Here is a 12,312-nt window from a genome sequence, read left to right as displayed (position 1 = left end):
TTCGCTGTGCCGTGCCAGAGCGATCCGGGAATCGCGCGGGAGCGCTGGCCGCTCAACCGAACGCGGTGATGCCGACGCTGATCACCAGCGCGATCAGGAACATCAGCAGGCCCATGATGGTCTCCATGACCGTCCAGGTCTTCAGCGTGCTCTTGATGTCCAGATCGAGGTAGCGGTTGAACAGCCAGAACCCGGAGTCGTTGACGTGCGAGAGCACGGTTCCGCCACCGGCGACGGCGATGACGATGAGGGCGATCTCCGGTTGGGAGAGGTCCGCGGATTCGATGAAAGGACTGATGATCGGTGCGGTCGTCACGATCGCCACGGTCTTGGAGCCCAGAGCCACGCGCAGCACCGCGGCGACGAGGAAGGCCAGCACGGTGGGGGGCAGCGCGGCGCTGCCGATCGCATCAGCCAGGGCATTACCGGCCTCGGTGGCCTCGAGCACGGCCCCGAACACGCCACCGGCCCCGGTGACCAGCAGCACCATCGCAACGGGGCCCAGCGAGGCCGAGGCGGCCTTCTCGACGCCCTGCAGGGTGAACCCGCTGCGGCGGGCCAGGATCCAGAAGGCGAGCAGGGTGGAGATGGTCAGCGCGCTGATCGGGTCTCCGAGGAACAGGAAGAAGCTGCGCACCGGACCTTCGGGGAGGAACACGTCCGAGAACGTGTTGAGCAGGATCAGCACGACCGGCAGGACCATGAACGTCACGGTCAGCGGCAGGGACGGCGGGCGCTGGTTCTGCGCGCGCTGGCCGGCCTCGTCCGACACGCTCAGCGACAGCTGCTCGGGGACCGGGGTGAAGGTGCGGTCGCCGATCCACTTGCCGAACAGATAGGAGCCGAAGAACCACGCTGGCAGGCCGCAGAGAAGGCCCATGATCGTCAGCCATCCGAGGTTGACGCCGAACAGTTCCGCGGCAGCGACCGGTCCGGGATGCGGGGGCAGCACCGCGTTCAGCATCGCCAGAGCACCCAATGTGGGCAGTGCGATGCTGATCAGGGAACGGCCCGCGTTGGCCGCGACGGCGTACACCAGGGGGAGCAGCAGGATGAAACCGACGTCGGGGAACAGGGGGATGCCGACGACGAGTGCCGTCACGCCCATCGCCAGCGGAGCGCGGCGTTCGCCGAACAGGGACAGCAGGCGCTCGGCGAGCGCCTGCGCACCGCCGGTCTGCTCCATGACGCGACCGAGCATCGCACCGAGCGCGACGATGATGGCGAAACTGCCGAGCATTTCGCCCATGCCGTTCTCCAGCACGGTGGGGATCTGGTTCAGCGGGATGCCGGAGGCCAGCGCCACGGCCATGCTGACGACGAGCAGCGCGACGAAGGCGTGTAATCGCAGGGCGAGCACGAGCACGAGCAGCAGCGCGATGCCACCTGCCACGCTGAGCACGAGCGCCCAGTCGGGCAGGTTCCAGGCGGGCGTGATGTTCGCGCTGTCTGATTGGGCGAGGACGAGCGATGCGGGGTGTGCGGGCACGAACGACATGGGCGTCCACCTTCCGCGGAGTCCGGGATCAGCGGGAGTTCGAAGTTCGTCGGGATGCGCACCCCGCGGGCGGGCCAGGAGAGGTGCACGGCGGGTGAGAACGGGATGACGTTCCGAGCGGCGCGGCCGCCCGGGACACCGGTTACCAGCGCGGCAGGTCCGGAGCGGTCCAAGAGGGGTCGTAGGACCGCATCGCCGCGGCGTCGTCGCGCGCTCGGACCTCGCTGCCGGCCCACCGCGCGTGCAACCGGTCCAGGGCGGTGTGGTCGAGATCGACCCCGAGTCCGGGTTCATCGCTGACCGCGACCGCCCCGCCATCGAAGGTGTGCGGATGCGTCACGACGTCCTCGTCCTGCCAGGGGCGGTGCGTGTCGCAGGCGTGATGCAGGTTCGGCACGGTCGCTGCCACCTGGGTCATCGCTGCGAGGCTGATGCCCACGTGCGTGTTCGAGTGCATCGAGACGTCGACGCCGTAGGTGCGGCACAGCGCCGCGAGTTCCTGCGTGCGGCGCAAGCCGCCCCAGTAGTGGTGGTCGGCGAGCACCACTTGCACCGCGTCGATGCCGAACGCCTGCGGGATCTCGTCGAATCCGGTAACGCACATGTTCGTGGCCAGCGGCATGCCGGTCCTGGCGTGCACCTGCGCCATGTCCTCTGAGCCGGTGGTCGGATCCTCCAGGTATTCGAGCGTGCCGTCGAGTTCGCGTGCTGCGTGGATGGCCGTGTCGACCGACCACGCGCCGTTGGGGTCGAGGCGCAGTGGCAGCTCGGGAAAGGCCGCGCGCAGAGCGCGGATCGCAGCGATCTCCTCGTCCGGTGGGAACACGCCGCCTTTGAGCTTGACGGAGGAGAAACCGTAGTGCTGCACGAACGTTCGTGCCTGCGCCACGATCCCGTCAGGATCCAGCGCGCTTCCCCACGCATCCGGTGCTCGGCCCGGGTGGGCGCCGTACTTGTAGAAGAGGTAGGCGCTGTAGTCCACGCGGTCACGCACTTTCCCGCCCAGCAGCGCATGGATCGGAGCACCGAGGATCTTGCCCCAGGCATCCAGGAAGGCCACTTCGAACAGGGAGTGCACGGTGGCTTTGAGCTTGGTGAGGTCGTGTTTGCCGCGCAGCGCCGAGGAAGGTACTCCCACCTCGGCGCTGCCGGGGCCGTCCAGAGCTTCGTCGACGCGCGCGAGCAGGGCGTTGGGTCGCGAGACGTCGGCGGCGTGCAGCTGCGCGGCGACGGTGCGGATGGCGGAGAGGTAGTACTGATCGCCGTACGTTTCGCCGAGACCCACGTGACCCGATGCGGTCTCTACTTCGACGATGGTGCGGGGAGTCAGCGGCTGGTGCACTCCGGGCAGATTGAGCAACGGCGGATCGGAGATCAGGACGGGAGTCACCCGGACGTCGGTGACGCGGGAAGCTTCGAGCAGTGTTCTGGCAGGCATCGTCGCCTCCTGTCCGATGTGGAGGGCCGGTGGTGCGGCAGCGGTGCTCCCCACGGAGCGGGTTGCGGCGCGATCCGGTGGAACCACCCGGCCCGGCGGTGTCAGGCCCGATCGAGGGCCGGGCGCTTCGGGTCGAACGTCCAGTCGGGGACCAGGTACCGCATCGCTGCGGCATCGTCGCGGGGGCCGAGTCCTTCGGCCCGGTAGAGCTCGTGCGCGGCCGCCACGCGCTCCTCGTCGAGCGCCACGCCGAGGCCGGCAGCATCCGGCACCCGGAGCAGGCCGTCCTCGATGGGCAGGGGATCCCGGGTGATCCGCTGTCCGTCCTGCCAGATCCAGTGCGTGTCGATCGCCGTGATCTCACCCGGTGCCGCGGCGGCGACGTGGGTGAACATGGCCAGCGACACGTCGAAGTGGTTGTTGGAGTGCGATCCCCACGTCAGCCCCCACTCGTGGCAGAGCTGCGCCACGCGCACCGAACCGCTCATGGTCCAGAAGTGCGGGTCGGCCAGCGGGATGTCCACCGCGTCGGCGCGCACCGCGTGACCGAGTTCGCGCCAGTCGGTGGCGATCATGTTCGTCGCCGTGGGAATGCGGGTGGCGCGGCGGAACTCCGCCATCGTTTCCCGTCCGGAATACCCGTCCTCCGCACCGCACGGGTCCTCGGCGTAGGCGAGAGCTCCGTCCAGTTCCCGGGCGAGCTCGACCGCCTGGTCCAACGACCACGCCCCGTTCGGGTCCAGCGTGATCCGCGCCCGCGGAAAGCGGCGGGACAGCTCGGTGACCGCGGCGGCCTCCTCGTGCGGCGGCAGCACACCGCCCTTGAGCTTGAAATCCCGGAAACCGTAGCGGTGCTGCGCCGCCTCGGCCAGCCGGACGATCGACTCCGGGGTGCGGGCGTGTTCGTGCCGCAACCGCAGCCAGTCGTCCGCGCCGGCGGACTCGTCATCCGGGCCGCGGTAGGCCAGGTCGGTGCGCTTGCGGTCGCCGACGTAGAACAGGTATCCCAGCACCGGGACGTCCGCGCGCTGTTGCCCGTCGCCGAGCAGTTCGGCGACCGGAACGTCGAGGTGCTGGCCGAGCAGGTCGAGCATGGCCGATTCGACCGCGGTCGCGGCGTGCACCGCCACGCGCAGGTCGAAGGTCTGCCGGCCGCGCCCGCTCGCGTCGCGTCCGCCGAAGCGGCGGCGCACAGCGGTGAGCACCGAACGCAGCCGGGCCACCGGTGCGCCGGTGACGAGCTCGGCTGCTTCCTCGAGGGTGGCGCGGATCGCCTCACCGCCGGGCACCTCGCCGATCCCGGTGCGCCCGTCCGAGTCGGCGAGCACCACGAGGTTGCGCGTGAAGAACGGCGCGTGCGCCCCGCTGAGGTTGAGCAGCATGCTGTCGTGCCCGGCCACGGGGATGACGCGCATCCCGGTGACCACCGGGGGCCGCTGTGCGTGTGCCATGAGTGCCTCCGCATCGTTGGGGCAGTCCCGAGGCGTTGGGCAGTCCCGGGTCTCGGGCGCCGGCCCGGTTCCCGTCGAGGGGCGCTCGGACCGGCGGTGCTGCCGGGGTGGTGGTCACGTCTCCGGGATGCGTTCGATGAGCTCGGCGAGTCGGGCGCGTTCGTCCTCGTCCAGCTCCACCAGGGGGCTGCGCACCGGTCCGGCCGAGCGCCCGACGACGGTCATGCCGGCTTTCACGATGCTGACCGCGTACCCCGCCCGGCGGTTGCGGATGTCGCAGTAGGGCAGGACGAACTCGTCGAGGTAGCGGTAGACGGCGTCCCGGTCGCGTTCGCGCGCGGCCGCGTAGAAGCGCAGCGCGAACTCGGGCGCGAAGTTGAACATCGCCGAGGAGTACGTCGTCATGCCCATTTCCTGGTACGGCAGGGCGAACGTCTCCGCCGTGGGCAGTCCGCCGATGTAGGTCAGCCGCTCGCCCACGCGCGAGTACAGCCGGGTCAGCTGCTCGGTGTCGCCGAGACCGTCCTTGAAACCGACGAGGTTCGGGCAGTCCTCGACCAGTCGCGCGACCGTGGTGTCGGTGTAGGTGGCGTTGGCGCGGTTGTAGACGATGACGCCGAGGTTCGTGGCCGCGCAGACCGCGCGCACGTGCGCGGCGAGGCCTTCCTGGTCGGCCTCGGTGAGGTAGGGCGGGAACAGCAGCACGCCGTCGGCACCGCAACGTTCGGCCGCGCGGGCCAGTTCGGCGGCCAGCGCGGTGCCGTAGCCGGCGGGGGCGATGATCGGCACGTCCCGCGGGGCTTCCCGCGTCGCCGCTGTGACGACCTGCTCGACTTCGGCGGGGGTGAGCGAGAAGAACTCCCCGGTGCCGCCGGCCGCGAACAGTCCGGCCGCGCCGAGCGATCCGAGCCGGCGGATGTTGTCGCGGTAGGCGGGCTCGTCGAAGGAGTGGTCCGCGCGGAAGTGCGTCACCGGGAAGGACAGCAGCCCGGAGGCCAACCGCTGGGCGACTTCGGGCGGAGTGAAGCGGGACATCGGTGCGTGCTCCTCCAAAATCCGTGCGTTGACTGGAAATGACGGTAGAGTCGCCGATCAATGCACGTCCAACTCCCGTTGGGCATCCGCTGATACCGGGAGAGCATCGATGTTCACGCTCACCCAGCTCGCCGGCTTCGTCGCCGTCGCCGAAGAAGGGCACTTCGGCCGGGCCGCGCAACGGCTCCGCATGACGCAGCCGCCGCTGAGCCGCCAGGTCCAGCAGCTGGAGAAGGAACTGCAGGTGCCGCTGTTCGACCGCAGCGCTCGCGCGGTGCGGCTCACTCCCGCGGGACGCGCGTTCCTGCGCGACGCGCGACGCCTGCTGCACGAGGCGGACAACGCCGCCCTGTCCGCCCGCCGCACGACCGCGGGGCAGGCGGGCGCGGTGCGCGTGGGCTTCACCGCGACCTCGGCCTACGGCGTGCTCGGTCCGCTGCTGAGCACGGCGAACGAGCAGCTGCCCCACGTGGAGGTGGTGCTGCAGGAGCTCGTCACCCGCGACCAGTTCGAGCGGATCGTCTCCGGGGCGCTCGACCTGGGGCTCGTGCGTCCACCGGCGCGGCCGGAACTGGCTTCCCGCCGGCTGCGCAGCGAACCGCTGCTGGCCGCGCTACCGGTGAGCCATCCGCTGGTCGATGTCGCCGAACCCCTCGGCCTCGCGGAGTTCCACGGTGCCGACCTCGTCGGCTACTCGCCCTCCGAGGCGCGCTACTTCCACGAGCTGCTCGCCGGCATCTTCTCCGCGGCCGGGGTGCGGCCGGTGCACGTGCAGCACGTCAGCCAGGTGCACACCGTCCTCGCCCTCGTCGAGGTCGGCCTGGGCGTGTCCCTGGTGCCGTCCACTGCCGCACGGCTGCGGTTCGAAGGGGTCGTGCTGCGGCAGGTGGAACTGCCGGAACCGGACCCGGTGGAGCTGCACCTGGCGTGGCGCCCGGACAACGGCAACCCCGCCCTGCACGCGCTGCTCGCGGAGTTGTGAACGGGTTCCCCCCCACACGCATTCGGCGAGACCCGTTCAGCGCAGCGAATCCTCGGTGAACCGCGGCAGCACCGGGTCGAGCGTGCGTTCGCGCAGGCAGCCGCGCCACACGCCGGCCGCGTAGGCCAGGTCGTCGAGCACGCGCAGCGCGGCCCAGGTCCCACCGCGACCTGCCGCTTCGAACAGGCACGGCAGCAGCGCGGCGAGCACCGCCGCCCGCGCCCGCCCGCTGAACACCGCCGCCACCGCCAGCACGGGCATCCAGGCGCGGCGGGCGGCCTCGGCGAGCAACCGGCCGGCGCCGAGGTGCCCCAGTCCCGCCAGCCGCAGCGCCTGCCCGGCGGGCAGGCCGCGACCGCGGAGCTTGCGGGGGAACAGCGCAGCCGTCACCACCGCGGTGGCCAGCGCCGAACGGGGACGTCCGGCGGCGAGCAGTCCCCAGGACAGGGCGCTGGCACCCGAGAGCTTCGCACAGGTCAACCGTCCCGGGTGCCGCGCGGACAACGGCGCGGCCGAAGTGCCGTAGTCGAACCGCTGGCGCAGCCACGCCGACACGTCCGCACGCGGATCGTGCCGGACCACCGAGCGCGGCTCGTAGCGGACCGAGTAGCCGCTGTCGAGCAGCCGCCACACCAGGTCCACGTCCTCGCCGAAGTGCATCCGCTCGTCGAAGCCGCCCACCGCGCGCAGGGCGCTGCGGCGCACCACCAGCGCGGCGCTCGGCACGTAGCTGACGCGGCTCATCGGGCGCACCGGCGCGGGCTGCGCACCCAGGTCGAGGCCGGACCGCTCCTGCTCGTAGCGGGCCACCGCGCCCGCACCGGCACGGCTGCGCACGCGCGGTGCCACCGCCGCCACGAGCGGGTCCGCGAACTGCGCGAGCACCGGGTCGAGCCAGCCCGGTTCGGGCTGCACGTCGGCGTCGACGAAGGCCACCACGTCCGTGCCGACGCGCTGCCACCCCGCGTTGCGCGCAGCACCAGGACCGCGCGGGGCCTCGTGGCGCACCGCCGCACCGGGCACCGGTTCGGCCGAGCCGTCGTCGACGAGCACCTGCTCGGCGAGCTCGGTCGTGGCCTGCCACAACCGGTGCACCCCGGCAGGGTGGTCCTTCACCGGCGTCACCAGCGCGACGTCGCGGCCGTCGAACTCGCCCGGCGGTGGGTCGGGGTGCAGCAGTCCCGCGTCGATCAGCTGCCGGGCCAGACGTTGCTCATCAGCGCTGGAGCCGAGCGGCTCGCCGTTCAACCAGCCGGTGACGACGGCGGCTCCGCGCGAGCCGAGCCGCAGCAGACGCAGCGGAGACCCGCCGAGCAGCACGGAATCCCCGGCGAAGCGGCGCAGCGAGGCGTCCGGCCGCAGGGCCGTTCCCGCGGGTGGGGCAGAGGTGGCGGTCAAGCGGTGAACCCCCCGTCGGCGTGCACGACGCTGCCGGTGACGGCCGAGGACGCCGGTGAGCACAGGAACTCCACCGCGGCGGCGACCTCGTCCGGCTCCAGCAGGCGTTCGGTCAGCTGGTGCCCGGCGAAGTCCTCGACGTCGGGCAGGTCGTAGATCGCGGCCGTGGCATCGAGCATGTCGGTGCGGGTGGAACCGGGCGAGACGGCGGTGGCGCACACGCCCGTGCCGCGCAGGTCGGTCGCCAACCCGCGCACCAGGCCGACGAGCGCGTGCTTGGCCGCGTTGTAGGTGGTCAACCGCCACAGCCCGCGGTGGGCCGCCGCCGAGGCCAGGGCGACGAACCGGCCGGTGCGCGGTTCCGGACGCCGCAGCAGCGCCGGGATCGCGGCGCGGGCGAGGTTGGCCACGCCGTTCACGCCGGTGGTGAACAGCACGTCCCACTCGGACTCGTCGGCCTCCCAGAACGGCTCACCCCCGGCCATGAGCGCGGCCGCGCCCACGGCCGCGTCCAGCCCGCCGAAGCGGTCCTCGGCCAGGGCCACCGCCTCGCGCAGCGCGGCTGTCTCCCGCACGTCGGCGACGGCCTGCACGACCCGGTCGGGGAATTCGCCTGCGAGTGCCGCCAACTGCTCGGCGGTGCCCAGCGGGTAGGGCACCGCCGGGTCGTCGGCGCAGCGATCAACCGCCACCACCCGCCAGCCCGAACCGGCCAGCCGCCGCACCACGGCCGCGCCGATGCCGCGCGCGGCCCCGGTCACCACCGCCACCCGCGGTTCAGCCAACCCGTCCTCCCTCCTGGTTCCCGGTCTCGGTCAGCACGCCGTCTTCAACGGACCACCGCACGACTGCCGCGGCGAGCCGCCCGGCCATGTCGGCCATCGCGGCGCGACCGTCCTCGGCCGTTGCGCGGGTCGGATCGCCGAGCACGCCGCTGGGACTCACCCCGAGCACGCCGTGCCGGGACAGCGCGGGCATGAGTTGCCGCAGCGGTTCGGTCCGCCCGGTGCCGAGCTGTTCGGTGCGCACGGACCCCGGCCGCAGTGCCGACATGAGGGCGGTCTCGGTCCGCCCGGCGTGCGCGTCGGCGTCGGGAACGCGGCAGTGCCACCACGCCACGTCCCGACCCTCCGCGCGCAGCAGCGCCACCGCGCGGGTCAGCGCGGTGCGGTTGCCGCCGTGCCCGTTGACCACGAGCAGCCGCGGCGCCCAGCGGCACAGCGACCGCCCGAGCTCGACCAGCAGCTGCTCCAAGGCCTCGTGTCCGATGGAGACGGTGCCGGGAAAGCCCTCGTGCTCCCCGCTGGCCCCGTACGGCTGTGCGGGCGCGACGAGCACGTCCGCCGCACCCGCCGCCAGCGCCGCACCGCGCCGGGCGACCTCCGCCGCCACGGTCGCGTCGGTGTCCAGCGGAAGGTGCGGACCGTGTTGTTCGCACGCGCCGAGCGGGAGCAGCACGGTCGGTGCGCGTCCGGACAGCTCGCACCACGAGCGCTCGGCCAGCACGTGCTCCTGCTGCGCGGACACCGGTGGTCTCACCCGGCCGCGACAGTTCCGGCGCCGCCGAGGCCGCTTTCGAAGCCGGCCGGGACGATGACGTCGGAGCGGTCGAGTTCGTGCACCGAGGACTTGCCCAGCCCCAGCAGCGCCGAGTCGACGCCGCTGCGGAGGATGTCGAGGACGTTCTCCACCCCGGCCTGCCCGTTGGCCGCCAGCCCCCACAGGTAGGCGCGGCCGATCATGACGGCCTTCGCGCCCAGCGCCAGCGCCTTGACCACGTCGCTGCCGCGGCGGACGCCGCCGTCGAGCACCACCTCCACCTGGTCGCCGACCGCATCGGCGATGCGCGGCAGGGTGCGGATGCTCGCGGGGGTGCCGTCGAGGTTGTTGCCGCCGTGGTTGGACACGGAGATCGCGGTGACCCCGGCGTCGACGGCGCGTTTGGCGTCGTCGACGCGTCCGATGCCCTTGAGCATGAACGGGCCGTCCCACTGCTCGGCCATCCAGGCGATGTCGTCCCACCCCGGTGGCGGCGTGTGCATCCACCGGCCGTAGGCGCCGAAGAACGTGGGCGCTTCGGCGCCGCCGGGCGAGTGCATGTTCGGCACGGTCAGATCCGGGATCTGGCGCCGTTTGGCGAAGGGGGCGAACCAGCGCGGATGCGTCAGCGCCTGCGGCGCGTACTTGGCCATCGTGCGCAGGCTCATCCGTTCCGGGATCGCGGGGCTGCCCCAGTCCCGCCCGTGCGAGAACGACCAGTCGGTGGTGGCGATCAACCCGACGGCACCCGCGTCGCGGGCGCGTTGCATGCGCCGTTCGATGTCCTCGCGGCTGCCCACCCAGTAGGTCTGGAAGAAGGTCTGCGGGTTGGCCCGGGTGACCTCTTCCACGGGTTTGCTGGCGAAGCCGCTCAACCCCATGGCGGTGCCGCGGTTCGCGGCCGCGCGCGCCACGGCCACCTCCCCGTCGGGGTGCACGGCCTGCACCCCGGTCGGGGAGATGAGCACCGGGAACGACAGCGGCTGGACCATCACCGAGGTGGCCAGTTCCCGCTCGTGGTGCAGGCCCGCCACGTGCGGGGCGAAGCCCAGCTGCGCGAAGGCGGCCTGGTTGTCCGCCAGTGTCACGCCCTTCTCCGAACCGGCGATGAGCGCTCCGTACACCGAGTACGGCAGCCGTCTGCGTGCTCGGCGCTGCGCTTCGGCGACAGTTTCGAACCAGCCGTCGGCCATGGGAGGTCTTCCTTTCCGGACAGCGGGGCGGGTGTGCGGGCAGGCCCCGGCGTGGTCAGGTGGCGTGGTCAGGTCATGTCCGCCAGCGGGCTCTCGTCGCAGGCCCGGTCCGGCCGGCGCAGCGCGGGCAGCCCGAGCATCACCTGCTGCTGCTTCGCACTGGGTTTGGAGTGGTCCTGCGCCGGGCGGGGCGTCTCGTCCGCGTCCACCCGGGCCAGTGCCGCCTCGCCGTGGCCCTTGACGCACTCGGGGTCCGGTCCGTCCAGGTCGAGTCCGGTGAAGAACTTCGCGGCCATGCAACCGCCCTGGCAGGCGTCGTAGGCCGAGCACGACAGGCACGCCCCGCCCGTTTGCGGCCGGCGCAGTTCGTTGAACAGTTCCGAATCCCGCCACACGGGGCCGAATCCCGCCGCGCGGACGTTGCCCGCGTGGAAGGCGTCGTGGATGGCGAACGGGCAGGCGTAGACGTCGCCGACCGGATCGATCAGGCACACCACGCGTCCCGCGCCGCACAGGTTCAACCCCGGCAGCGGTTCCGAGCCCAGGGCGTTGAGGTGGAAGAACGAGTCGCCGGTGAGCACGTCCTCGCCGTGCTCGAGCAACCACCGGTAGAGCGCGTACTGCTGCTCGGCGCTCGGGTGCAGCTCGTCCCACACGTCCGCGCCGCGCCCCGACGGGCGCAGGCGGGTGATGCGCAGCTGCGCCTCGAAGGAGTCGGCGATGCGTTTGAACTCGTCGAGCTGACCGATGTTCTGGCTGGTCATCACCACCGAGATCTTGAAACCGCGCATCCCGGCCGCATGCAGGTTCGCCATCGCGGCCATCGCCGTGTCGTACGAACCGGGCCCGCGCACGGCGTCGTTGACCTCCGGCGTGGCACCGTCCAACGAGATCTGCACGTCCACGTAGTCGGTCGCGGCCAGCCACCGGGCGCGTTCCTCGTCGATCCGGTAGCCGTTGGTGGAGAACTTGATGCCCACGTTGTGCTCGACGGCGTAGGCGACCAGTTCCCAGAAGTCGCCGCGCACGGTCGGTTCCCCGCCGCCGATGTTGACGTAGAAGACCTGCATCCGCTCCAGCTCGTCGATCACCGCCTTGATCTCACCGGTGCTCAACTCGTCCGGATCGCGCCGCCCGGACGAGGACAGGCAGTGCGCGCAGGAGAGGTTGCAGGCGTACGTCCACTCCCAGGTCAGGCAGATCGGCGAGTCCAGTCCGTACTTGAACTGCTCGACCAGCGGCAGGACCTCGGAGCCACCGGCGGTGCTGGTCTTCAACGGCGCGTTCATGCGACCTCCAATCCGCGGGAAAACCCCGGTCTTTGGCACCGAGGACCGCGTCGGTACGGCCCCGCTGCGCCGGGCGCGCCTCACGCGGGCACGATCATGCCCGTGCGCGCCAGCGCGGCCAGGGCTTTGAGGTAGCTCGCCTGCTCGGCCCCGGAGAGGTGCTCCACGGCCGACCGGGCCGAGCTGTGCTGGTTCAGCTCCCGCACGATCTCCACCAACTGCGGCGTTTTCAGGAACGAGAGCTTGCGGGTGCCGAAGTGGTACGCCAACGCGCCGAAACGCTCCGGGCGCAGCGCCACCTGCGGACTGAGCCGGTAGGCACCGTCCGGGTCGAACTCCGGGGTGGGCTGCTCCGGGGCCGCCGCGGCCCCGGAGCAGCGGGGTTCAGTAGACACCGCACATCCCGTCGATCGAAACCTCCTCGACGAGGAGGTCCTCCTCAACGGTCTCCGTCGCCGGTGTTGCCTCGACGTCCTCGGACTCGCTCAT

12 protein-coding genes are annotated in these 12,312 nt (G+C 71.7%); 1 reads left to right on the top strand and 11 read right to left on the bottom strand.

Translation table 11 applies throughout. The annotated features are described in order from the left end of the window. Positions 1 to 52: 52 nt before the first annotated feature. The 4 genes from ACVGV2_RS11465 to kdgD form a co-directional block, all read right to left on the bottom strand. Entirely contained in the window at positions 53 to 1,498 is a 1,446-nt protein-coding gene (locus ACVGV2_RS11465) for a GntP family permease (RefSeq protein WP_459162358.1), read from the bottom strand. A 142-nt stretch (positions 1,499 to 1,640) separates the two neighbouring features. Further along, on the bottom strand, positions 1,641 to 2,936 hold the full coding sequence (locus ACVGV2_RS11460) for an enolase C-terminal domain-like protein (protein WP_459162357.1): 1,296 nt from the start codon (positions 2,934 to 2,936) through the stop codon (positions 1,641 to 1,643). A gap of 101 nt (positions 2,937 to 3,037) precedes the next feature. Next, the gene (locus ACVGV2_RS11455) at positions 3,038 to 4,387 is read right to left on the bottom strand and encodes an enolase C-terminal domain-like protein (protein ID WP_459162356.1); all 1,350 of its coding nucleotides are present in this window, start codon (positions 4,385 to 4,387) and stop codon (positions 3,038 to 3,040) included. Positions 4,388 to 4,501: 114 nt separating this feature from the next. Then, a complete protein-coding gene (gene kdgD, locus ACVGV2_RS11450) occupies positions 4,502 to 5,422 on the bottom strand; it encodes a 5-dehydro-4-deoxyglucarate dehydratase (RefSeq protein ID WP_459162355.1) in 921 nt (306 codons plus the stop codon). Positions 5,423 to 5,531: 109 nt separating this feature from the next. Here kdgD and ACVGV2_RS11445 point away from each other — a divergent pair, with 109 nt between their 5' ends. Then, positions 5,532 to 6,404, top strand: a complete 873-nt coding sequence (locus ACVGV2_RS11445; RefSeq protein WP_459162354.1) for a LysR substrate-binding domain-containing protein — start codon at positions 5,532 to 5,534, stop codon at positions 6,402 to 6,404. Positions 6,405 to 6,440: 36 nt separating this feature from the next. On the opposite strand, the gene mftF is transcribed toward ACVGV2_RS11445, so the two are convergent. The 7 genes from mftF to mftA all read right to left on the bottom strand — a co-directional run bounded on the left by mftF (position 6,441) and on the right by mftA (position 12,312). Next, on the bottom strand, positions 6,441 to 7,802 hold the full coding sequence (mftF, locus tag ACVGV2_RS11440) for a mycofactocin biosynthesis glycosyltransferase MftF (protein WP_459162353.1): 1,362 nt from the start codon (positions 7,800 to 7,802) through the stop codon (positions 6,441 to 6,443). After that, on the bottom strand, positions 7,799 to 8,587 hold the full coding sequence (locus tag ACVGV2_RS11435; protein WP_459162352.1) for a mycofactocin-coupled SDR family oxidoreductase: 789 nt from the start codon (positions 8,585 to 8,587) through the stop codon (positions 7,799 to 7,801). The genes mftF and ACVGV2_RS11435 overlap by 4 nt, the downstream gene beginning before the upstream one ends. Continuing rightward, complete coding sequence (mftE, locus tag ACVGV2_RS11430; protein WP_459162351.1) at positions 8,580 to 9,329, bottom strand: mycofactocin biosynthesis peptidyl-dipeptidase MftE; 750 nt, start codon at positions 9,327 to 9,329, stop codon at positions 8,580 to 8,582. Before mftE ends, ACVGV2_RS11435 begins: the two co-directional genes overlap by 8 nt. An 8-nt stretch (positions 9,330 to 9,337) precedes the next feature. Further along, positions 9,338 to 10,534, bottom strand: a complete 1,197-nt coding sequence (mftD, locus tag ACVGV2_RS11425) for a pre-mycofactocin synthase MftD (RefSeq protein ID WP_459162350.1) — start codon at positions 10,532 to 10,534, stop codon at positions 9,338 to 9,340. Between the two features lie 68 nt (positions 10,535 to 10,602). Beyond that, positions 10,603 to 11,823 carry a mycofactocin radical SAM maturase gene (gene mftC, locus ACVGV2_RS11420; RefSeq protein ID WP_459162349.1) on the bottom strand — a complete coding sequence of 407 codons (1,221 nt, stop codon included), beginning with the start codon at positions 11,821 to 11,823 and terminating at the stop codon, positions 10,603 to 10,605. Positions 11,824 to 11,903: 80 nt separating this feature from the next. Continuing rightward, on the bottom strand, positions 11,904 to 12,218 hold the full coding sequence (gene mftB / locus ACVGV2_RS11415; RefSeq protein WP_459162348.1) for a mycofactocin biosynthesis chaperone MftB: 315 nt from the start codon (positions 12,216 to 12,218) through the stop codon (positions 11,904 to 11,906). After that, positions 12,208 to 12,312, bottom strand: coding sequence for a mycofactocin precursor MftA (gene mftA / locus ACVGV2_RS11410; protein WP_459162347.1), 105 nt, complete (start codon positions 12,310 to 12,312; stop codon positions 12,208 to 12,210). The genes mftB and mftA overlap by 11 nt, the downstream gene beginning before the upstream one ends.

The organism is Bounagaea algeriensis (genome assembly GCF_054491375.1).
Note: the sequence above shows the minus strand (reverse complement) of the source record. Positions and strands in the feature narration are given on the sequence as shown.